We start from the raw sequence: 21,492 nt of genomic DNA on the forward strand, positions 1-21,492 counted from the left end.
ATTCTTCGGCCGAACGGCCGGGAGGAGATCGAAACGACCGACCCGACCGATCGGCACGCAGCGGACGGGCGTGCGGCGCACGGGGCGCCGGCGATCGAGATCGAGTCCTACGAGCGGAGATCTACGGGCGAGTTGTGTCGGACTCGGGATGACCCGGCGTCCGGCGGATGTCACAGGAGTGAACGGGCGAGCGCCACGGCCCCCTCCACCGGCGGCACTTCCAGGGGGCGGGACCGGACCCCTGGCACGCTGTCGGCGAGCGCCGCGCCGAACGCCTCGTACAGGACGGGCTGCGCGAGAATCGTGCTGCCGGCCACCACGACGTCGTCCACCGGCACCCCGCGCGCGGCGAGTTGCTCGACCAGCGCGGCAAGTGACCGGCCGCCCTCGTCGATCACCGCCCGGGCGAGCGGCGAACCGGCCTCGGCGGCGGCGAACACCACCGGCGCGTGCCGGCCCCAGTCCGCGGAAGGGCTCTGCGCCCGCTCCAAGGCCGCCCCGAGTGCGGGCACTTCGGGGACCTGGAACGCGTCGAGGAGCCCGAGCGCCAGTGCGTCGGGCTCCTCGCCGAGGTCGTGCGCCGCCCATACGGCCCGTGCTGCCTCACGGACGAGACCGGCGGAGCCGCCCTCGTCGCCGAGGACCGCGCCCCAGCCGCCGACCTGGACCGCGGTGCCGTCGGCCAGCCGGCCGACCGCGACGGAACCGGTACCGGCGACCAGACCGACGCCCTTGTCCAACCCGGCGGCGGGGACGAGGAGTTCGGCGTCGCCGACCACCGACGCGGGCGCGTCGAGGTGGAGTTGGAGGGCGGTGCGGATCTGGGCGCACTGGCGGGCCGTCTCACAGGCGTGTCCGCCCACCGCGAGGGCGGCCGGACGCACCCCCTTCGGCAGGGCGCCGGCGATCAGCGCCGCGAGCCACCCGGCGGCTGCCACCGGGTCGTGCGGCCGCCAGCCGCTGCTCGTGCGGACGTGATCGGCGACCAGGTCTTCCCCCGCGTGAGCGCGGAGATGCGTCTTGGTGCCGCCCACGTCGATGCCGACCACGAGGGGGGAGGACTGGGGGGTGACCTGCACGGATCCTCTTTCGTCGGAGCGCTGAAGGCTGCGACGGCGGGCGAACCGTGTGTGGGCGCTCCGCTGGGAGGGCCGGGTTGAGCCGCCGTTGTCTGCGGGATCGTTGTGGCTGGTCGCGCAGTTCCTCGCGCCCCTTCGGGGGCGCGAGACCGGCGTTGTCTCGGGAAGCCCCGGGACGGGCTTCGGGGTGGGGCGGTGGGCGTGTACCGCCTTAGTTCGTTAGGAAGTTAACTAACGAAGTAGGGTGCGTCAAGAGGCGCGGAATTGCCGGTGCCGATCGATCATCGCGGCGCGTAATGTCGCCGCAGCACGACCTGGGGAGACCATGGACCTGAGCGAGAGCGCGCGTGGGGTGTTCGCTGTGCTGGCCGCGGCGGGCACCGCCACGCGCCCCCAGCTGGCGGCCGGCGCGGGCCTGTCCAAGCCGACCGTCTCCACCGCCGTGGCCGAACTGGAGGCCGCCGACCTCGCCGCCCACTCCGGTACCGCCTCGGGCGCCACCGGCCGGTCCGCCGCCGTCTACCGGCTCGGGCCAGCCTCCGGCGCCGTCCTCGCCGTCGACCTCGGACCCGCCCGGACCCAGGTGCGCGGCTGCGCCCTGGACGGCACCCTGCTCGCCACGGGCACCGGCACCCGCGCCGAGGCCGCCGACACCGTCCGCAAGGCGCTCGACGCGCTGCCGGTCGACGCCCCGCTGCGCGCCGTCGTCGTCGCGGTCGGCGATGTCACCACCCGGGACCGGGACGGCACCGGGATGCGGCCCGCGACCGCCAAAGCCGGCCCCGTCTTCGACGCCATGGCCGTCGCCCTGCCGCCCGGCGTCCCCGTCCACCTGGAGAACAACGTCAATTGCGCCGCCCTCGCCGAACTGCACCAGGGCGCGGCCCGCGGCCGGGAGACCTTCGGCTATCTGCGCATCGGCGTGGGCATCGGCCTCGGCATCGTCGTCGGCGGCCGGGTGCTGCGCGGGGCGAACGGAGCGGCCGGTGAGGTGGCCCGGCTGCCGTACCCGTGGGACGAGGGCCGCGAACCGCGCCAGGAGGCGCTCGAGGAGCACATCGGCGTCGACTCCTTGCTGCGCCGCACGGCCGAGGTATGGCGGGACGCCGACGGGCCGTGCCCCGACACCGCCGAGCGGCTGTTCGCGCTCGCCGGTGAAGGGCACGCCACGGCGGGTGCCGTGGTCGCGCGGCACGCCGCCGACATCGGGCGACTCGCCGCCGCCGTGGCTGCCGTACTGGATCCCGGGCTGATCGTGCTGGGCGGCGCCGTCGGCTCGAACCCGCAGCTGGTGCCGGGTGTGCGGGCCGAACTCGCCCGGCTGAGCTGGCCCACGGAGGTCGTCAGCAGCGCGCTCGCCGACAGCGGCACCGTCGTGGGGGCCACCCGGCTCGCCGTGGCCCACGGAATCCAAACCGTGACCGGGGCTCTCCAGGCGAAGCATTGACGGACTCGCCCCGCTTCTGCCAATGTCCGGACAAGCGCTTTCTGAGCCGGCGGGACCCGGCTCGGGACGAGGTACTCCGCCGTACGACACGTACGGCGAGCCGTGCGAGGGCGTGCTCGCACGGTCACGGCCGGGACCACGGCCGCGGAACCCCGTCCGACACGGCGGTGCGACCGGGCGAGGTCGCGGGCCGGGAAACGCCATCCACACAGGGATCCGAGCCGCCTCAGGGCCGGGCGATCCGTCACGCACATCCAGGGAGGACCCGGTGGGTCACCAGATCTCGCGCAGAACCCTCTTCCGCACCGCGAGCGGACTGGCCGTCGCCGGCGCGCTCGGCAGCTCTCTCAGCGCCTGCGCCGGTGGCACCGGTGCCGGCAGCACCAGCAGCGACCTGACCATGACCTGGTGGGGCAGCGACGACCGCCACAACGCCTACAAGAAGGCGCTGGCCACTTTCCAGAAGCAGAACTCGAAGATCAAGATCCGCGAGACCTACCAGGGCTACGACGGCTACTTCGACAAGTTCAACACCAACATCGCCGGCGGCAGCGCCCCCGACCTGCTCCAGATGGACACCGCCCTGGTCGCGCAGTACGCCCGCAAGGGCGTCCTCGCCCCACTGGACTCCTACGTCGGCAAGTCCCTGGACCTCACCGGCTTCTCCAAGACGCTCCTCGCCGCCGGCACGGTCGACGGCAAGCTCTACGGCGTGCCGTCCGGCATCGGCGTCAACCAGCTCACCGTCAACCGCAGCGGCCTGGAGAACCTCGGCCTGAAGCTGCCGGACCGCGAGTGGACGTGGGCCGACCTGAAGGAGGTCGCCCAGGACGTCCACAAGAAGAGCGGCGGCAAGATCTACGGCGTCGACGACGGCGGCGGCTCCACCCTCCAGTGCTTCGAGATCTTCGCCCGTGAGAAGGGCCAGCAGTTCTTCTCCGACGACGGCAAGAAGCTCGGCTTCACCTCCGACACCCTCCAGGAATGGTGGGAGTACTGGGCGGAGATGCGGAAGACCAACGCCTCCCCGCCGCCCGCCATCACCTCCGCCGCGCACAACGACCTCACCAAGAACGCGGTCGTCATAGGCAAGGCCCTGTTCACCTTCGACTCCGGTGTCTACGGCGCGGGAGGCTCCATCACCGACGCGCAGCTGGACTTCCTGCCGACGCCGCAGGGCGACTTCTCCGGTGCGCGCGAGGGCAACTTCGTCAACGGCGGTGTGCTGCTGAGCGCCACCAAGGCCAGCAAGAAGGTGGCCGACTCGGTGAAGATCATGAACTTCTTCGCCCAGGACGACACCGCGATCAAGGACATGCAGCTGTTCCGCGGCATTCCGCCGACCGAGAAGGCCCGCAATCTGATCGCCTCGGGTCTGACCGAGACGGACAAGCTGAACATGGAGAACGCCGACTACATCTCCCAGCGTGTCTCCAAGGCGTCGAACGCGCTGCCCGCGCCGGTGCCGCCGCCGCAGGGGGCCGACCAGATCTGGGATCTGCTGTTCCAGTCGAACCTGGCGGTGGCCTTCGGCAAGAAGTCGATCAAGGCGCAGCTCGGTGAGTTCTTCGATCAGGCCGCCGGGATTCTCGGGGGGTAGCGCCCAAGGGGGTGGCGGGATGTGTCGTTCTGCGTCTGCGGGCGCGTTGTGGCTGGTCGCGCCCACGCGGCGGTAGCCGCAATTCAAATAGAGCCCCGCGCCCCTTCAGGGCGTTGCAGGGCAGGGCACATAGGCAGCACCGGGAGAGGGCCAGGGAGAGATGAGTATGTCCACCGCGCAGACCGACGCGGTCGTGAAGGAGCCGCCGGGTTCCGTGGCCGGGGCCGACCAGCGGGAGCGCGACCGTATGCGGCGCCGGCTCGCCAGACGGCGGGGCGGGGGCTGGTGGCCGTACCTCTTCCTGGCTCCCTGGTTCGTCGGCCTGTTCGGGCTGACCATCTACCCGATGCTCGACTCGCTGTATCTGTCCTTCACCGACTTCGACCTGCTGACGCCCGCGCAGTGGGTCGGCCTGGACAACTACGACCGGATGTTCCACGACGACCCGGTCTTCTGGGACTCCGTGCACGCCACCCTCGTGTACGTCGTCGTCTCCGTGCCCCTCAAGCTCGCCCTCGCCCTCGGCGTGGCCATGCTGCTCAACCGCGACCTCAAGGGCATCGGCCTGTACCGGGCCGCCTTCTATCTGCCGTCGCTGCTCGGTGGTGCGGTGGCCATCGCCATCGTGTGGCGGCAGGTCTTCGGCGGGGACGGCCTGTTCAACGACTTCCTCGGCTGGTTCGGCCTCGACACCGGGCAGGACTGGATCTCCAGCCCCGACACCGCGCTCTACACGCTCGTCCTGCTGGCCGTCTGGCAGTTCGGCACCCCGATGGTCATCTTCCTCGCCGGCCTCAAGCAGCTGCCGAAGGACGTGTACGAGGCGGCCTCGATCGACGGCGCCGGCCCCGTCACCCGGTTCTTCAGGATCACCCTGCCGCTGCTCACGCCGATCGTCTTCTTCAACGTGGTGCTCCAGATCATCGACGCGTTCAAGACGTTCACCCCCGCGTTCGTGATCAGCAACGGCTCCGGCGGCCCCCTCAACTCGACCATGCTCTACTCCCTCTACCTGTACAAGAAGGGCTTCACGGACCTTCAGATGGGGTACGCCTCGGCGCTGGCCTGGGTGCTGTTCCTGGTCATCGCGCTGTTCACGGCGGTCAACTTCATCGGCAGCCGCTACTGGGTCCACTACGACGACTGACGTCCGAGCGAGGAGTCCTTCACCATGTCCGCCATCACCTCGGCCCAGCCGTCGAAGTCACCGCTGCACCGGCTGCGCTCGCTCACCGGACCGCGCCGCATCTTCGCCCACACCCTGCTCATCGGCGTCGCCGTCGTCATGCTCTATCCGCTGATGTGGATGCTCAGCAGCTCCCTGAAGCCCGACACCGAGATCTTCACCCACCCCGGGCTCATCCCGAACCAGGTGCGCCCCGAGAACTACTCCGAGGGCTGGAGCGGCTCCGGCAACTCCTTCTCGCTGTACATCACCAACTCGCTGATCGTCACGATCGGCGCGGTGATCGGCAACGTCATCTCCTGCTCGCTGGCCGCCTACGCCTTCGCCCGCTTCGAGTTCCGCGGCAAGAAGATCTGGTTCGGCCTGATGCTCGGCACGCTGATGCTGCCCACGCAGGCGGTGCTGATCCCGCAGTACACGATCTTCTACAACCTGACCTGGATCAACACGTTCCTGCCGCTGATCGTGCCGAAGTTCCTCGCGGTGGACGCCTTCTTCATCTTCCTGATGGTGCAGTTCATCCGCTCCATACCGCGCGAGCTGGACCAGGCCGCCATGGTCGACGGCGCCAACCCATGGAAGATCTACTGGAAGATCATCCTGCCCCTGATGAAGCCGGCCCTGATCACCACCACGATCTTCACCTTCATCTGGACGTACGACGACTTCCTGCACCAGCTCGTCTACCTCCAGCAGAACGACAAGTTCACCGTCCCCCTCGGCCTGACCCTGTTCCTCGACCAGACGAGCGGCTCCTCCTACGGCGCGATGTTCGCCATGTCGACACTCGCCCTCCTGCCGACGCTCATCTGCTTCCTCATCTTCCAGAAGAGGCTGGTGGAAGGTATGGCCACCTCCGGTATGAAGGGCTGACCCCGTGCATCTCCCTCGCCAGCTCGGCGCCCTGCACGACCTCCCCGACACCCCGGAGGCCTACGACGCGGTCCTCGCCGGTGTCGTCGAGGAGGCCCTCGCCCGGCTCACACCGGACGGCAGCCTGGAGCACCCGGACTGCGGCGACGACATCGGCGACACCTCACTCGGCGTCACCTCGCTGCTCGCCCTCGCCTGGCAGCGGGGCAAGGACCCCCGGCTGCCGGAGGCGGTGCGCCGCAGCCTCGCCTTCCATCTGCGGGAGCGGGTGTACACCGAGGACAACCCCGGCTACCCGAACCTGACGGCCCGCGGCACCGGACTGCCGTACGCCCGTTACGTCCTGGAGGCGGGCGCCCACCCCATCGGCGACTGGCCGAGCACCGTGTGGGCGCTGCTGCAGTCGGTCAACCTGCTGGACCTGGCGGAGGGGCTCGTCGCGGACGAGCAGCGCGCCGAGCTCGTGCGGGTCGCCCACGGATACTGGCGGTGGCTGACCGAGGCGACGTTCTTCAACCCTCAGGAAGCCGGCAACCAGGCGGTCGGCTGCGTGGTCGGGGGCCTGATGCTCGCCCGCCATCTCCCTGCCGCGGACGGCGAAGCGACGCGCGAGCGCGCGTTGCGCCTGTACGAGGAGAGGATCCGCGCCCACCGGGTGCGCGACCGGGGTGCCCTGCTGCCTCCCGAGCACGGCGGCGCCTACGACAACAACTACGGCCCGATCTCCCTGTCCTTCCTCGCCCAGGCCCATCGCGTCAGCGGCGAGGCGGTCTTCGCGGAGGACGGCGACGCGCTCGCCCGGTACATCGACGCCCGGCTGCCCGGCGGCGGCTTCGACCACGGCGGCCCCCGCTACAGCGAGCAGCACAGCGGCTTCGAGTCGGTGCTCGGGCTGCGCTACTTCAGCGCACGGATCGGCTCCGACCTCGGCCGCTACCGGGGCGACACCCGCTGGGGCCGGCACGCGGTCAAGGCGGACGGCGGCATCGACGGGCACTTCGCGTGGATGCTGGTCTGGCAGATCCAGGACGGCACGCGCTGGCACCGCACACCGTCCACCACCCCGGCCCGCCACCAACTGCGCGCGGGCGGTGTCTCGGTGGCCTTCGACGACCGGATGACCCCGTCACTGGTCGAGGCGGCCGGCACCTACTACCTCCCCGCGGCCGTGAACCGGCAGCACGGCTTCGGCCCGGTGACGGACGGCTTCCTGTACTGCCGGCCGATGGGCGAGACCCGGGTCCGGGACATCGCCGCCGGCGGCCTGCGGGCGAAACTGGTCACCAAGCCGGTCGTCGGCCGCGACCACGTCCTGCGCCATGTGCGGTCCCTGTACGTCACCGACGGCACGAGCCTGTGGACGACGGTCGCGGTGGAACGGCTCCCCGGCTCGCCCTACCTGCTGGCGGGACTGCCGTACGCCGCCGACGACGGCGACCGAGTGCGCCGTACCGCCGAAGGCGAGGTCACGGCGGACGGTGAACTGCGGCTGACGCACCCCGAGTCGGACGCGGTGGACCACTTCGACGCCCGCGCCGAACGGACCCAGGAGGAGGCCGCCTTCGCCCTGGCGGCCGATCCCCGCGGCTACGGCAATCCCGACCTGGGCTGGAGCCACCTGGTCGGCTCGACGGCCCTGGAGGCCGGACCGGCCCCCGGCGCCCCGGACGACCTGCACGTCTTCGCCGTACGCTACGGACCGGCCGGTCCCTTCTCGCCCGTCTTCGCAGCCACCGGTTCAGGTCTGACGGTCCGCACCGAGTCCTTCACCGCCGTGATCGGCGAGCCCGCGGGCGACGCTCACGGAGAGCCGGAACTGACCCTGAAGGCCGTGTAGGCCGCCGCTCACGTCCCCGCACGAGCCGTCGGCGGCTCGTGCGGGGCGGGCAGTGCCGTGACCGGGACCACCAGATCGGCCCGGTCCCGGGTCGAGGCGACCAGCTCCGCGTTGCGCTGGTCCGAGCGCATCACCCAGGCCACCGCCTGCTCGTGCGACTTGCCGAACCGCTCGTGCCGGGCGATCAGCTGCCGCAGCCGCACCTCCTCGTCGAGCTCGCAGAACCACACCTCGTCCAGCCGCGACCGCACCCCGGCCCACGCGGCCGTGTCCAGCAGCAGATAGTTGCCCTCGGTCACCACCAGCCGGGCCGCCGGCTCGACCGGCACGGCACCCGCGATCGGCTGCTCCAGCACCCGCTCGAAGCCGGGCGCGTACACGATCTCGTCAGCGGCGTCCTCGTGCAGCCGCCGCAGCAGCGCCGCGTACCCCGCCGCGTCGAACGTGTCGGGCGCGCCTTTGCGGTCCCGCAGTCCGAGCCGCTCCAACTCGACGTCGGCGAGATGGAAGCCGTCCATCGGCACATGCGCGACCCAGGGGGCCCCGACACCGTTCAGCTCCCGCACCAGGCGTTCGGCGAGCGTCGTCTTGCCCGCCCCGGGGCTGCCGGCGATTCCGAGGACGGCGCGTCGGCCGTCCCGGGGGAGCGAGCGGGCGCGCGCGAGGAGGTCGTCGAAGGTCAACGTCACACAGCAAAGTGTGGCACCCGGGCCGCGGCGGCTTCCGGCGGTGTACCGGACCCACTTGGCCGTGCGGTCATCGGCCCATGTCATTCGCCTGGCCGAACGATGCTCGGCACACCTACCCCCTGCGGGATAGTTTGTCCATGTTTGTGATCATTCCGGTCCCCGCTGTCCCACTCGCCGGGCTGTGGGCTCAGCCGCCCTACGGGTCGTAGGGGTGAGGGGTGGACGATGGCTCAGGGCACGAAGCCCATGTTCGTCGGTGCGGGGCGACACCACGAGGTGTTCGTGTCCGGCAGGCATTGGCGGACACGCGGAGACGCCCTGCTCACGGCCGTGGCCGCCGCCTTCACCCTCCTCCAACTCCTCCTCGTCCGGCCCTCGATGGGCCTCGGCTGGGACGAGGTCGTCTACGTCAGCCAGGTCGGGACCGAGGCGCCGGCCGCGTTCTTCAGCGCTCCCCGCGCGCGGGGCGTCCCGCTGCTGGTGTGGCCCATCGCCTCCTGGTCGGACTCCACCGTCCTGCTGCGCGTCTTCCTCGCCGTCCTGTCCGGACTCGCCCTGTACCTGGCCCTGCGCGTCTGGCGCCGGCTGTTCCCGGCCCGCGTCCTGGCAGGTGCGGGCGCCCTGTTCACCACGCTGTGGATCACCCTCTTCTACGGCCCGCAGGCCATGCCGAACCTCTGGGTCGCGTTCGGCGCCCTGATCTGCGTCGGCTGCTTCGTGCGCGCCCGACGCGACCGGTTCGACCACCGGGCCCTGTGGGGCGTTCTCGCGGGCGCCTTGCTGATGGCGTGGATGCGGCCCACCGACGCCGTCTGGGTCACCATGCCGCTGCTCGGCCTCGCCGTGGCGGCACGGCACTGGCGCCTCGGGTCCGCCCTCGCCACCGGGCTCTTCGCCGGTGGCGTCCAGTGGGTCATCGAGGCGTACATCGGCTACGGCGGGCTGCGGGAGCGGCTGAACGAGGCCTCCCGCATCCAGGGCGACCTCGGCTGGAACCTCGCCGTCGACGACCAGCTGCGCAGCCTCGTCGGCAGCACGCTGTGCCGGCCGTGCGACATCGCTACGCCCCATGTGACCGTGTTCGCCTGGTGGCTGGTGGTGCCCCTGCTCGCCGCCTACGGCCTCAGGGTCGCGGTCCGCGCCGGCCGTACCGCCCGCAGCCTGATCCCGCTGGCCTGCGCCACGACAGCCGCCTTCCCCTATCTGTTCCTCATCGGCTACGCGGCACCCCGCTTCCTGCTGCCCGCCTACGCCCTGCTCGCCGTCCCGGTCGCCGACGCGCTGTTCCACGTCGTCACCACGCCGAACGGACGGTGGCGCCCCGCGGTCGCGGCCGTCGTCGGGCTCGTGCTCACCGGACATCTGGTCGTGCAGTACTCCGTCCTGGACCGCACCGTGGACCGCATCACCGCCGCCCGCGACGCCTGGGCACGCACCGCCACCGAACTGCACCGCCTCGGTGTGCGCCCGCCCTGCCTGCTGACCGGGCACGAGGCCATCCCCGTCGCCTACTACGCAGGCTGCGCCTCCGGCGCGACGAACGGCCACAACGCCAACACCACCAGGGCCGACATCCTGCGCACCACCCGCCGTGTCCCGGTCGGCGTCCTCACGCGGCCCGGCCACGAGCCGCCCCACCACGCCCGTGACTGGGAACTCCATCGCCTCGACGGCCTGGACGTCCGCATCGCCCCGACGCCGCTCGCGGGCGGAACGGCATGACGTCGGAGGAGATCCTCACCCCCCTCCGGCGCAGAAGGCTCTACTGGCACACCGCCCTCACGCTCGCCGTCCTGGTGGCCGTGGCCCTGCCGGCCCGGCGACACTGGCCGGTGCTGCAGACCGGCGCGGTCCGGCTGGCCGAAGCCGACCGGGGCTGGCTGCTGGTCGCCGCCGCCATCACCCTGCTGACCTGGCCGTGTTCGGCACTCGCCCAGCAGGGCGCGGTGCCGCGCCGGTTACCGCCCGGACCGCTGGTGGCGGGACAGTTCGCCGCTTCCGCCGCCAACCAGGTACTGCCCGCCGGGCTCGGCACGGCCACAGTGAACCTGCGCTTCCTCATACGCCGCGGCTTACCGCTCGGCGACGCCGCCACCGCCGTCGCGGTCAAAGGCACCGCGGGTGGAATCGCCCGGGGCGCCCTGATCGCCGTACTCTTCGCGGCCTCCCCGGGTGTGCTGCATCTCCCGCACGTCAACGGCGGGTTCGTCGCCGCCGTCTGTGCCGCGGCCGCCGTCGTGCTCCTGGTGCTGGCCGGCCCGCTGCGGCCTCGGTGCCGACGGGCCCTGGTGGCGGTGTGGGCGTACATCACGGCGGTCCACGCCCGACCGGTGAGAGCGGCGGCCCTGTGGGGAGGCTCGCTGGCCTTCGTGGTCCTGCACTGTGCCGTGCTGATCGCCGTCACCCGCGCCGTCGCCCTGCCGCTCGCCCCGGTCCGGGTGGCGCTGCTCTACCTCGCCGCGAGCAGTGCCGCAGCCCTGCTGCCCACGCCCGGCGGTATCGGCTCCCTCGACGCCGCGCTCGCCCTCGCGCTCACCCTCTCCGGCGCCCCGGCCGCGGCGGCCGCCTCCGCCGTCATCGGCTACCGGATGCTGACGGTGTGGCTGCCGCTGATTCCGGGCCTGGCGGTACTCGCGGTGCTCGTCCGGCGCCGGGCCCTGTGAGCCCGACAGCGTTTCCCGGCCGGCCCTTTCACCCGTCGGTGCGGGTCAGCCCCGTACCCCCACCTCCCGGTGCCACTTGACGAACTGCTTGTCCGGGTCGCCGGTGTACACCCAGGGTGCCCGAGTGGCCCGGTGTCCCAGCATCCGGAACAGGGCCGCGGCGATGTCGTGGACGCCCGCCTGACAGGCCGCGTGGGCCAGGTAGTTGAGGTCGCGCAGCTCGACCGGGGCCACGTCGTTCGCGGCGCGGCCCATGATCCAGCGCTCCCAGGTCCGGCGTACGTCGCTGACGGCGCCGTCGTTGCTCCAGTGCTGGCCGATCCCCATCGAGGCGTGCTGTCCCTTGGCCGCGTCCAGGGCGAAGCGGAACTCCTCGACCCGGGCGTACTGCACGAGCACAGGCAGCGGGCAGCCGGAGGGTGCCACGCCGGCCGCGTCACGGGCGAAGTCGTACATCAGGCCGTGCGTGCCGTGCCAGCGCGAGGAGTAGTAGTGCAGCACCTGGAGATGCCCCTCCACGCTGTACGGGTCGCGGCCGTGCAACTCGTCCCACCAGCGCCCCAGTTCCTGCCGCCGCACCCCCTTCGGATAGAGCCGGGCCACCGAGATCAGCGAGATCCACGGCGTCGGGTCGTCGGGATAGGAGTCGGCGGCCTTCAGGCACGACAGCACCGCGGTGTCGATGCGCCGCGTGTCGATCGGTACGCCCCGGCCCGCGGAGATGGCCACGTTGAACGCCCGGGCCGTCTCCGTGGCCGCCCGCAGCACCAGCGCGTCACCGCTGTGCGGCTCGGCGGCCAGCCACGACTCCACCGTGGAACTGCTCGCGCAGGCCTGCGCGAGCAGCCGCACCCGGTGACCCCGCACCGGCCAGTCGGGCCCGGTGGAGCGCAGCAGTTCCCGCAGCCCCTGCCAGCGGCCGATGACGATGTCCTGGCGGGCGCTGGTCAGGGCCGAGTCCCCGCAGTCGGGGTCGAAGTCGGGAGTGAAGTCGCGTCTGAAGTTGCCTCGCGCCATCGGGGTCTCCCTCAGAAGTCGGTCGGAAGACCCTCGTGGACGAGGGAGTTGTCGCCGCCGCCATCGGCCGGGACGTAGTCCGCCCGGACGGTCTGTGTGGCGTCCAGTTTGGCCGGCCGGTAGTAGTCGCTGCCCTGCCGCCAGTACCAGAGCATCGGGATCAGACCGGCCGCGATACCGCCCAGGCCGATCGCGACCGCCGAACTGCTCAGCTCGCCCAGCGACTCGACGAAGATCCAGAACATGAACAGGGCGCCGAACAGGGGCCACAGACCGCCGAGCACGAAGTCGCCCACCGACGTCAGCAGCATCTTGCGGTAGGCGACGACGGCCGCGAGACCCGCCAGCCCGTAGTAGACGGCGATCTGGAGGCCGATCGCCGAGATGGCGTCGGAGAGGATGTCGCCCACCGTGCCCAGGGCGTTGGAGGCGATGAACATCACCAGCGCCACCACGCCGACCACCGCGACCGCCACCCACGGCGTGTTCCAACGCTGGTGCACCTTGCCCAGTGCGGACGGCATCGTGCGGTCCCGGCCCATCGCGAACAGCGAACGCGTCACCTGGATCAGCGTGGTCTCCAGCGTGGCGATCGTGGACAGCATCACGGCCACGATCAGCAACTTGCCGCCCCAGCCCGGCCACACCTCCTCGCCGAGCACCGCCAGCACGTTGGCGTCGTTGTCCTGGATCTGCTGCGAGGACAGGATGACGTTCACCGCGATCGTGAACACCTCGAACAGCAGGAACACGATGCCTACCCCGATGAGTCCCGCGAGGCCCGTCGTACGGCGGCTGTTGCGGGTCTCCTCACTGAGGTTGCTGGTCACGTCCCAGCCCCAGTAGTAGAACGCGGCGATCAGCGCCCCCGACGCGAATCCCGCCACCCCGTCGAACTGCCCGAAGCCGAGCCACGACCAGTCGAAGGCGCGGGCGCTTCCCGAATGGAAGACGGCGAGCACGGCGAACAGCGCGAGTATGACCAGCTCGACGCCCGACATCACGATCTGCGCCCGGACGGTGAGCCGCGCCCCGCCCAGCACCACGCCCAGCATGATCAGGAACCAGCAGGCGCCGACCAGCGTCGACAGCGCGGTGCTCTCCGCGAGTTCCTCGTCGAACAGGGCCAGCGTCATCGAACCGGCGGGCAGCGAACCCGCCACCATGAAGATGGTCGTCGAGATCACCAGCGCCCAGCCGCTGATGAAGCCGAGAAAGGGATGCAGCGTCCGCCCGACCCAGGAGTAGCTGGCGCCCGCGTTCACGTCGATACGGCCGAGCCGGCTGAACGCCAGCGCGATGCCCAGCATCGGTATCGCGCAGTACAGCAGCGCCGCCGGGCTGGCCAGGCCCACCGCGCCGACGAGGACCGCCGTGGTCGCGGCGATCGAGTACGCCGGGGCGCTGCCCGCGACCGCCATCACCACCGTGTCGAACGTGCCGAGGACATTGGCCTGTAGCCCTCTGCCCCTGTTGTAGCTCATGGGTGCGCTGCTTTCCGTCGTGCACGACGCGAGGGCGACGGCCCCTGCGCCGTAAAGGGGGTGGGGGGTGGAACGACGCCACGAACCGGAGAGGGATGGCCTCGGGGCAGGGGGCGGCTGACAACGGGTGGCGGACACTGTACGCCGTTGCGTCGCTGTGTCGTCACGCCGTGTGTGCGAGTGATGATAGCCACACTCTTGGAGGCCTCGGGAACAGCGGAACGCCGTGCTGTCCGGGGCTGTTGCCGCCGAACAGCACGACGATGAAAGGTTTGTTGAAGGACTGCCAAAGTCGGGGCGTCAGTCCCCGATGCGGTCGATCTGGCGGAGCCGGTTCGTCGCGTCCAGGGCCGCGACCTTGTAGGACTCGGCGAGCGTCGGGTAGTTGAACACAGCGTCGACGAGATAGTCGACCGTGCCGCCGCAGCCCATCACCGACTGCCCGATGTGGATGAGTTCCGTCGCCCCCGTACCGAAGCAGTGCACGCCGAGCAGCGTGCGGTCCTCCGGGGACACCAGCAGCTTCAGCATGCCGTGCGAGTCACCGATGATCTGTCCGCGGGCCAGTTCGCGGTAGCGGGAGATGCCGACCTCGAACGGCACCCGGTCCTCGGTGAGCTGGTCCTCGGTCCGCCCCACGAAGCTGATCTCCGGGATGGTGTAGATCCCGATCGGCTGGAGGTTGTGCATCCGGCCCACGGGTTCCCCGCAGGCGTGGTAGGCCGCCGAGCGCCCCTGCTCCATGGACGTCGCGGCCAGCGCCGGGAAGCCGATGACGTCGCCGACGGCGTAGATGTGCGGCACCTCGGTGCGGTAGTGCTCGTCGACGGTGATCCGGCCGCGCGGGTCCGCGGTCAGTCCGGCCTTGTCCAGGTCCAGCTCGTCGGTCAGGCCCTGGCGGCCCGCCGAGTACATCACGGCGTCGGCGGGGATCTTCTTGCCGCTCTCCAGGATGGTCAGCGTCCCGCGGGCATGCCGCTCGACCGCGGCGACCGTCTCCCCGAAGCGGAACGTCACGGCGAGGTCCCGCAAGTGGTACTTGAGCGACTCGATCACCTCGACGTCGCACATGTCGAGCATCCCGGCGCGCTTCTCCACCACCGTGATCTTGCTGCCGAGCGCGGCGAACATCGAGGCGTACTCCATGCCGATCACGCCGGCGCCCACGATCACCATGGAGCGCGGCACCCGCTCCAGCGCGAGAACGTTGTCCGAGTCCATGATCGTGCGGCCGTCGAACTCGACGCTGTCCGGCCGCGCGGGCCTGGTACCGGTGGCGATCACGATGTGCTCGGCGGTCAGCAGCCGCTCGTGGCCGGTGACCTCCCGCAGGGCGATGGTGTGCGGGTCGACGAAGCGGCCGGTCCCGGCGTAGAGGGAGACGTGGTTGCGGGAGAGCTGGCTGCGGATGACGTCCACCTCACGGCCGACCACGTGCTGGGTGCGCGCGGTGAGGTCGGCGACGGTGATGTCGTCCTTGAGCCGGTAGCTCTGGCCGTACAGATCGCGCTGGGTGAGACCGGTCAGGTACAGCACCGCCTCGCGCAGGGTCTTGGAGGGGATGGTCCCGGTGTGGATGGAGACACCGCCGACCATGTCGGGACGGTCGACCACGGCGACGCGGCGGCCCAGCTTGGCCGCGGCTATGGCGGCCTTCTGGCCACCGGGGCCGGATCCGATGACGAGCATGTCGAAGTCGGGCACCCTCCGGAGTCTGTCAGCCGCGCGACCCCTTTCGAAAGGGTGAGCCGTGAACCATCGCCCGGCCGAAGTGCATGGAGCGCAACGGAGGTTGTACTTCCGCCCGACTCGCGCTCGACTCCTGCCCGACCCGAGCTCGACCCACGCCCGGTCTGTTCCGTTTCATGCCCGGAACGTCCCGCTCCACCGGCGCGATGTCGCGCTCGCGGGTCGATAATTGCGGTATGGGTCACCGACTCGCCGACGCGAGCACGCCGGCCCGGCTGGCCGCCCCGGACGAGGGCATCGGCCGGGACGAACTGGCGCTCGCGACCCGCAACCACGGTCTGCCCCTCGAAGCCCTGCGCCACGACATCACCCCGCCGGGCCTGCACTACGTCCTGACCCACTACGACATCCCGTACGTCCCCGACGGCAGCCCGTGGTCCCTGACCGTGGACGGCCGCGTCCGCCGCCCCCTGCGCCTGGACCTCCCCGACCTGCGCAGGTTCCCGCAGGTCACCACCCGCGTCACGCTGGAGTGCGCGGGGAACGGCCGGGCCCTGCTGACCCCCCGGCCGGTGAGCCAGCCCTGGCTCGTGGAGGCCGTCGGCACGGCCGACTGGACGGGCGTACCGCTGCGCCTGCTGCTCGCCGAGGCCAAGGTCGGCCCCGACGCGGTCGACGTGGTCTTCACCGGCGCCGACCACGGGGTGGAACGCGGTGTCGAGCAGGACTACCGGCGCGCCCTGCCCGTCGAGTCGGCCACGGGCGACGATCCCGAGGTGCTGGTCGCGTACGCGATGAACGGCGCACCGCTGCCCCCGCAGCACGGCCGCCCGCTCCGGCTGATCGTGCCCGGCTGGTACGGCATGGCCCAGGTGAAGTGGCTGCGCTCGATCACGGTCGTCGACGAACCGTTCACGGGATTCCAGCAGGCCGTGGCGTACCGGCTGCGCCGGGACCCCGAGGACGTGGGCGAACCGGTGACCCGGATCGCCCCGCGCGCCCTGCTCGTGCCACCCGGATTCCCGGACTTCATGTCCCGGACCCGCGTGATCCGGCCCGGGACGGTGGCACTGGAGGGGCGTGCCTGGTCAGGGCGTGCGCCGGTGACGCGCGTCGAGGTCAGCACGGACGCGGGACACACCTGGCGGGACGCCGAGCAGGCCCCGGACGACGGGCGGCGCTGGGCCTGGCGCCGCTGGCGGTACGACTGGACGGCGACCCCGGGTGAGCATGTGCTCAGCGCACGGGCCACCGACGGCGAGGGCCACAGCCAGCCGCTGGAGCAGCCCTGGAACCGCGGGGGCTTCGCCAACAACCTCGTACAGCGCGTGCCCGTGCTGTGTCTGGACGAGGAGGGCGGGCCCCCGGCGCGGTGAGACCGAGGCCGCCCCGGGTGCCGACCCGCACCCCAGGGCGACCCCTGCGGATCGGGGTGGACAGGCCCTAGGGCAGCAGCTTGTCGAGGGCGGTCGGTCCCTCGGCCGCCAGCTTGCGCTTGGCCCATTCCAGGTTGCGTGGGGTGAGGTCCTTGCCTGAGGCAAGCACGATGTCCTCGGGGGACACCTCGGTGCCGGTGCGGGCGTGGAGCAGGTCGTCCGGGGTGGTGCGGTCCTCGGACGGCCCGGACGCTTCGGGCTGGGACGTCGGCATCATCTCTGCTCCTCGGATCCGGGTGACTTCGGGCCCGGTGCGGTCATCGGGTCTGCTATCACCATTCAACGCCTGAGCGGACCCTGCATCCGGAGGGCACCGGGACCCCGCCCCGCACCGGGTCGGCTCAGGCCTCGAAAGGCGTGAGCGTCAGCGTGATCCCCGTCGGCGCCGTGTCCTGGATGTACGAGGCGAAATCGGCCACGTCGTCGAAGGCGAAGCCGTACGCCTTGCCGTCCTCGGTGGCGGCGTGCATCGCGCCGGCGTAGTGGTTGGTCAGGTCGGTCCCGTAGAAGGTGGCCGGGTCGGTCGTCGGCTGCGCGGGATGGCTGAGCAGGGTCGAGCGGTTGAAGCCGGCACCGAGGACGGCGGCGACGGGACCGGTCGTACCGTCGTTGGGGGCGGCGAGATTGCCGTCGCAGAACAGCACGTCCCGGGTCGACGGTTTGGCGAAGGACACCTGGGCGGGCCCGTCGAACGTGAACCGGTCACCGCGCACCCGCCCGGTGAACTTCCCCGCGTTGGTGGTCACGGTCATATCCCGCCCGGTGTACGTGCTCCACACCTCGTCGATGTACGGGGCGAAGTAGTCCTTGGCGAACAGGCCGGCGTCCAGACCGTGCCCCGGGGCGATGACGCGGGTGTCGTCCACGACCAGCTTCGCGAACGCCTCGGCCTCGCGCACCGCGGCGAACGCGGCCGCCCGCCCACCGGACCGCAGCTTGCCCGTGGTCTGGTCCTTCGCACCGGTCAGCCGGATGCTCATCGGCACGCTGAACATGTCGACCATGGTGGTGTTGCAGAACATCCCCGACGCGTTGTACGTGAACTCGGCACAGTCGTGCAGCACCGGGTAGTTGGGGTCCGAGGCGACCCAGCCGGCCGGGTACTGGAGCGCGGCGTTGCCGTTCCCGTCCGCGACCGCCTTGAACTTGAGCTTCTCGCCCAGCGCCACATAGATACGGCCGGACATGTAGGGGAGGGAGAGCCGGGTCTCGCCGCCGGAGAGGGAGATGGCGTAGTCCGTGAAGCCGTCGGACCCGTTGTCCGAGAGCGCGATCGGCGCCAGGTTGCCGTCGGGCGTGAGGCGGACCTGCTTGCCGTCCTGGTTGCCCACTATGTACAGGTGGACGTTCGCGTTGTCGAAGGAACCGCTGCCGTTGACGATCGTCAACGGCAACGGGCCCGCGGCGGCCGGCGCGTCGACGCCCGCGGGTGTACCCGCGAGTGCGTACGGGGCCACGGTGGCGGCGACGGGGACGGCCACCGCCGCGCCGCCGAGGGCGAAGAGAAGCCTGCGACGACCGAGGGGGCGCTGATGACGGGAAGTCATGTGGGGGATCTCCCGGAGTGCTTGTGGGGTACAGGAGCCGCGGCAGCGAGCCGACCGGACGGACGGACCGATTGAGAGCGCTCTCGAAACACGGGCCCGACGACCGCGACCGCTACCGATGAGCCCCGATGCTACGCACGACTCGTGTGTGGGCCAATGGGTCTGCATCAAGTCCAAAAGCGCCTGAGCTGCAGGAACTTGGATGGTCACGGAATGACCACATCCGCTTAAGCCTTGTCTAAGGCTCACTTAAGCCCGACGGGTGCGCCAGGGGCGTGCTGAGAGCGCTCTCGCGACGCTCTCACGACGACCTGCAGCCACCACGGAAAACCCGTGGACGGACATTCGAAGATCACGTACTGTGTGGCTTCACGCCCTGAGACGGACGGAAGGAGGCGAGTGCCGTGCAGTTCTCAACTTTCCCGCGCTCCCTCTTCCGTTGCCCCGGCGTGCACATCGCGATCTGACCGGGAGCGCTCCAAGCAGCCTGTATCCCGGAGGAATCCGTGACCGATCTGGTCATCCGTACGCTTTCGACGAACGACGCTCATCTCTTCGACGCTCACCCCGACCCCCTCGGTGCCGGTGAGGGGCATCTGCGCACCCGGTTCCGCCCCGAGTGGAAGCGCGTGGCCCTGCGCGACGGCAGGGTCGTCGCCCGCGGCGCCTGGTGGGCCGGCCCCGACGACTCGGCGCCCCTCAACATCAACTGGTTCGACGTGGCCGAGGGCGAGGAGGAGGCCGGAGCCGAACTCCTGCGCTCCGCCCCCTGGCAGGTCGAACTCGAGATCAACCTGCCCGGCGACTGGCGGGACGATCCCGCTCTGAAGGCCGCCGCCGAAGCCCGGTTCGCCGCCGCGCGCGCCGCCGGATACGAACTCCTGGTGGAGCGCTTCATGTACCGCTGGACCCCGGATCTCGGCCTGCCCGAGCGGCCCGGACGGCTGAAGTTCAGCGCCGAGCCCGATGACGCGGTCTTCTTCGACGCGTTGCGGCGCATCCACTCCGTCACCCTGGACGCACACGCCCTTCGGGACATCGAGGAGGGCGGTCTCGACAAGGCCGCCCAGGAGGAACTCGACTTCTTCCACTGGTGCCCGTCCCCACGGGAGTGGTGGCAGGTCGCGCACACGCCCGAGGGCGACCTGGCCGGCATCCACATCCCGGCCCACAACCCCTCCGGCCCGACCATCGGCTTCATCGGGGTCGTACCGGAACAGCGGGGCCACGGCTACGCCTACGACCTCCTCGCGGAGTGCACCCGCTACCTCGTCGAGCAGGGCGCGGAGTTCGTCACCGGCGCCACGGACCAGGGCAACTTCCCGATGGCCGCGAACTTCACCAAGGCCGGCTTCCCGGTGGTCAAGGAGCGGATCAACTTCCAGGCGAAGACGTCCGCGTAGCCGGGAGTAGTGACTGGGCCCGCTGAATGACGGACGGCCCGGACCTCGATCGCAGGTCCGGGCCGTTTGTCAGAAGCCGTTGTGCTTCTCCTTGTTCTGTGACGTTCTGTGACCGGGCCATCTGCCCGGCAACGGGCGGGACAGGGCACGGCGGCCAGTCCGCAGCGCTCTGGTGTGGCCTCGGCCGGTTGGTGACCTGCGCTGACGACCCGGGCATGGGCGCGTAGCGTGAAGGCGTGGCAGATGACCAGCATGCGCAGTGGCTGGCGCGCAGCGTTCGGACCTGCGCGCAGGTGCCTGGGGCGTCGCGCTGTGCTGGTTGGTGGAGAAGCTGTTTCGGCATGCGCGTTGGCCCTTTCGAGAGCTTTGGTGGCCAACCGACGGAGCACGCGGGCGAGCGGCGCCGGTAGGGGCGGCCACGGCGGCGGCCCGGACTCGGTCATGGGCGGTCGGCGGGGGCAGCGCGGCATCACGTGTGTGCGGGGCAACTGGACGTCCGGGAAGGGCGGGAACGGAGTGGGTGAGTGGGCGACACCGTGACCGTAAAGCCGGAAAACCTAGGTCAGCCGCTATGGAGCAATATGACGGCGACTGGTGAGGAACGGTCATGATCCCGTCACACTCGCCGTGCGGAGCGGTCATGGACCGCTGTGAGCCTCCTGTGTGACCCCGCGACAGGTCCGGGGAGAAGGAGAGGCACAGCATGTCCTTGCAGAAGAACGAGAATCGGAAGACGCGGCGAAACCAGAGGGGTCGGCTGACCCTGCGCGGTCTCGCCGTGGCGGGCGCGGGGGCCGTTCTGGCTACCATGATGTCCGCCGCGCCTGCATCCGCCGCGAAGGTGACGCCCGCCAACGATTCGGCGAACGTAGCTACCGCCAGGAGCCAGGCAGCTGAGGACGTCTACTTCGGGTGTCCGTCCGGGGCAGTCTGTATCTATGCCCGGGACGACGCTCCAGGGGCTCAGCCCGACCCCAACAAGATTACGAATATCTACTGGAGCTACGGAGCTCACAACCTGAGCAACCAGGTTGGGATGCACTGGCTGGTGAACAATCAAGTCCCCCGCGGATCCAATGCGTGGGTCAGTACATGCACCGGGTACAACGGGGTGAACTGCACCAAGCAGATCCTGCCCTACATGGGTATTCGCCTCAATTTCGACCCGATCAACTCGATCGTCCTCCACCGGCCGTGACCTCAAGTACGACCTGGTGACCTGAGTCGGAGATTCGTCGGCAGTCTTCCGTTCGGTGCTCGACAGCAGCCCGAGCAGGTAAGCACGGGCTGCGGCCCCGGGGCTCAACTCACCGAAACTGCCCTGATCCGGGCGAGACCTGGCCGAACAGCGCCCGCCAGCGGGCAGGGTCTAGGTGTATTGACCTGCGGCCACCGCATGATCTTCAGGAGTTCGCGCAACCTCCGATGATCATGCGGTGGCCGTACCCGTTCGCAGCCGGGCCCGACGGTAGATCGCAGAACCAGACTGGAGTACCAGGCGCGTACCGTCCCGACGGTGCGATCATCGCGACCACTGCCCCC

At 70.5% G+C, this 21,492-nt stretch carries 17 protein-coding genes; 10 read left to right on the forward strand and 7 right to left on the reverse strand.

The features are described 5' to 3' along the window. Positions 1–170: 170 nt before the first annotated feature. Positions 171–1,079, reverse strand: a complete 909-nt coding sequence (locus ACFPQ9_RS40645; protein WP_380864647.1) for an N-acetylglucosamine kinase — start codon at positions 1,077–1,079, stop codon at positions 171–173. A gap of 325 nt (positions 1,080–1,404) precedes the next feature. On the opposite strand from ACFPQ9_RS40645, the gene ACFPQ9_RS40650 reads away from it, so the two are divergent. The 5 genes from ACFPQ9_RS40650 to ACFPQ9_RS40670 all read left to right on the forward strand — a co-directional run bounded on the left by ACFPQ9_RS40650 (position 1,405) and on the right by ACFPQ9_RS40670 (position 8,022). Further along, positions 1,405–2,526 (forward strand): ROK family protein, encoded by a 1,122-nt coding sequence (locus ACFPQ9_RS40650; protein WP_380864648.1) that lies wholly within the window; start codon positions 1,405–1,407, stop codon positions 2,524–2,526. A gap of 268 nt (positions 2,527–2,794) precedes the next feature. Further along, complete coding sequence (locus tag ACFPQ9_RS40655) at positions 2,795–4,126, forward strand: ABC transporter substrate-binding protein (protein WP_380864650.1); 1,332 nt, start codon at positions 2,795–2,797, stop codon at positions 4,124–4,126. A gap of 166 nt (positions 4,127–4,292) precedes the next feature. Continuing rightward, the gene (locus tag ACFPQ9_RS40660) at positions 4,293–5,273 is read left to right on the forward strand and encodes a carbohydrate ABC transporter permease (protein WP_380864652.1); all 981 of its coding nucleotides are present in this window, start codon (positions 4,293–4,295) and stop codon (positions 5,271–5,273) included. 24 nt (positions 5,274–5,297) lie between these two features. Beyond that, positions 5,298–6,185, forward strand: a complete 888-nt coding sequence (locus ACFPQ9_RS40665) for a carbohydrate ABC transporter permease (RefSeq protein ID WP_380864654.1) — start codon at positions 5,298–5,300, stop codon at positions 6,183–6,185. A 4-nt stretch (positions 6,186–6,189) separates the two neighbouring features. Further along, positions 6,190–8,022: a hypothetical protein gene (locus tag ACFPQ9_RS40670; RefSeq protein WP_380864656.1), complete on the forward strand. Its 1,833-nt coding sequence runs from the start codon at positions 6,190–6,192 to the stop codon at positions 8,020–8,022. Positions 8,023–8,030: 8 nt separating this feature from the next. On the opposite strand, the gene ACFPQ9_RS40675 is transcribed toward ACFPQ9_RS40670, so the two are convergent. After that, positions 8,031–8,711 (reverse strand): nucleoside/nucleotide kinase family protein, encoded by a 681-nt coding sequence (locus tag ACFPQ9_RS40675; protein WP_380864657.1) that lies wholly within the window; start codon positions 8,709–8,711, stop codon positions 8,031–8,033. 225 nt (positions 8,712–8,936) lie between these two features. Between ACFPQ9_RS40675 and ACFPQ9_RS40680 the strand changes: the two genes are divergently transcribed. Both ACFPQ9_RS40680 and ACFPQ9_RS40685 read left to right on the forward strand, forming a co-directional pair. Beyond that, the gene (locus ACFPQ9_RS40680; RefSeq protein WP_380864659.1) at positions 8,937–10,433 is read left to right on the forward strand and encodes a hypothetical protein; all 1,497 of its coding nucleotides are present in this window, start codon (positions 8,937–8,939) and stop codon (positions 10,431–10,433) included. Continuing rightward, positions 10,430–11,374 (forward strand): lysylphosphatidylglycerol synthase transmembrane domain-containing protein, encoded by a 945-nt coding sequence (locus tag ACFPQ9_RS40685; protein WP_380864661.1) that lies wholly within the window; start codon positions 10,430–10,432, stop codon positions 11,372–11,374. Before ACFPQ9_RS40680 ends, ACFPQ9_RS40685 begins: the two co-directional genes overlap by 4 nt. Positions 11,375–11,419: 45 nt before the next feature. On the opposite strand, the gene ACFPQ9_RS40690 is transcribed toward ACFPQ9_RS40685, so the two are convergent. The 3 genes from ACFPQ9_RS40690 to sthA form a co-directional block, all read right to left on the reverse strand. After that, entirely contained in the window at positions 11,420–12,391 is a 972-nt protein-coding gene (locus tag ACFPQ9_RS40690) for a hypothetical protein (RefSeq protein WP_380864663.1), read from the reverse strand. 11 nt (positions 12,392–12,402) lie between these two features. After that, the gene (locus tag ACFPQ9_RS40695; protein ID WP_380864664.1) at positions 12,403–13,875 is read right to left on the reverse strand and encodes an APC family permease; all 1,473 of its coding nucleotides are present in this window, start codon (positions 13,873–13,875) and stop codon (positions 12,403–12,405) included. Between the two features lie 300 nt (positions 13,876–14,175). Beyond that, positions 14,176–15,579: a Si-specific NAD(P)(+) transhydrogenase gene (sthA, locus tag ACFPQ9_RS40700; RefSeq protein WP_380864666.1), complete on the reverse strand. Its 1,404-nt coding sequence runs from the start codon at positions 15,577–15,579 to the stop codon at positions 14,176–14,178. Between the two features lie 221 nt (positions 15,580–15,800). Here sthA and ACFPQ9_RS40705 point away from each other — a divergent pair, with 221 nt between their 5' ends. Next, a complete protein-coding gene (locus ACFPQ9_RS40705) occupies positions 15,801–16,940 on the forward strand; it encodes a sulfite oxidase (RefSeq protein ID WP_380864668.1) in 1,140 nt (379 codons plus the stop codon). A 67-nt stretch (positions 16,941–17,007) separates the two neighbouring features. Here the strand turns inward: ACFPQ9_RS40705 and ACFPQ9_RS40710 are convergent, their stop codons facing one another. Together ACFPQ9_RS40710 and ACFPQ9_RS40715 are read right to left on the reverse strand one after the other, a co-directional pair. Beyond that, positions 17,008–17,214 (reverse strand): hypothetical protein, encoded by a 207-nt coding sequence (locus ACFPQ9_RS40710; protein ID WP_030949045.1) that lies wholly within the window; start codon positions 17,212–17,214, stop codon positions 17,008–17,010. A 127-nt stretch (positions 17,215–17,341) separates the two neighbouring features. Next, complete coding sequence (locus tag ACFPQ9_RS40715) at positions 17,342–18,547, reverse strand: beta-1,3-glucanase family protein (RefSeq protein ID WP_380864670.1); 1,206 nt, start codon at positions 18,545–18,547, stop codon at positions 17,342–17,344. Between the two features lie 506 nt (positions 18,548–19,053). Here ACFPQ9_RS40715 and ACFPQ9_RS40720 point away from each other — a divergent pair. Together ACFPQ9_RS40720 and ACFPQ9_RS40725 are read left to right on the forward strand one after the other, a co-directional pair. Next, the gene (locus tag ACFPQ9_RS40720; protein ID WP_380864671.1) at positions 19,054–19,950 is read left to right on the forward strand and encodes a GNAT family N-acetyltransferase; all 897 of its coding nucleotides are present in this window, start codon (positions 19,054–19,056) and stop codon (positions 19,948–19,950) included. A 703-nt stretch (positions 19,951–20,653) separates the two neighbouring features. Then, the gene (locus ACFPQ9_RS40725; RefSeq protein ID WP_380864673.1) at positions 20,654–21,148 is read left to right on the forward strand and encodes a hypothetical protein; all 495 of its coding nucleotides are present in this window, start codon (positions 20,654–20,656) and stop codon (positions 21,146–21,148) included. The last annotated feature ends 344 nt before the right edge of the window (positions 21,149–21,492 follow it).

Origin of the sequence: Streptomyces coerulescens, from assembly GCF_042657965.1 — a bacterium.
In the GTDB taxonomy this organism is placed as follows: domain Bacteria; phylum Actinomycetota; class Actinomycetes; order Streptomycetales; family Streptomycetaceae; genus Streptomyces; species Streptomyces coerulescens.

Coding starts and splice junctions, on each gene's coding strand:
- ACFPQ9_RS40710 (WP_030949045.1), bottom strand. CDS start 17,214: ATGCCGACGTCCCAGCCCGAAGCGTCCGGGCCGTCCGAGGACCGCACC.
- ACFPQ9_RS40715 (WP_380864670.1), bottom strand. CDS start 18,547: ATGACTTCCCGTCATCAGCGCCCCCTCGGTCGTCGCAGGCTTCTCTTC.
- ACFPQ9_RS40680 (WP_380864659.1), top strand. CDS start 8,937: ATGGCTCAGGGCACGAAGCCCATGTTCGTCGGTGCGGGGCGACACCAC.
- ACFPQ9_RS40685 (WP_380864661.1), top strand. CDS start 10,430: ATGACGTCGGAGGAGATCCTCACCCCCCTCCGGCGCAGAAGGCTCTAC.
- ACFPQ9_RS40660 (WP_380864652.1), top strand. CDS start 4,293: ATGTCCACCGCGCAGACCGACGCGGTCGTGAAGGAGCCGCCGGGTTCC.
- ACFPQ9_RS40650 (WP_380864648.1), top strand. CDS start 1,405: ATGGACCTGAGCGAGAGCGCGCGTGGGGTGTTCGCTGTGCTGGCCGCG.
- ACFPQ9_RS40695 (WP_380864664.1), bottom strand. CDS start 13,875: ATGAGCTACAACAGGGGCAGAGGGCTACAGGCCAATGTCCTCGGCACG.
- ACFPQ9_RS40725 (WP_380864673.1), top strand. CDS start 20,654: ATGTCCTTGCAGAAGAACGAGAATCGGAAGACGCGGCGAAACCAGAGG.
- ACFPQ9_RS40665 (WP_380864654.1), top strand. CDS start 5,298: ATGTCCGCCATCACCTCGGCCCAGCCGTCGAAGTCACCGCTGCACCGG.
- ACFPQ9_RS40705 (WP_380864668.1), top strand. CDS start 15,801: ATGGGTCACCGACTCGCCGACGCGAGCACGCCGGCCCGGCTGGCCGCC.
- ACFPQ9_RS40690 (WP_380864663.1), bottom strand. CDS start 12,391: ATGGCGCGAGGCAACTTCAGACGCGACTTCACTCCCGACTTCGACCCC.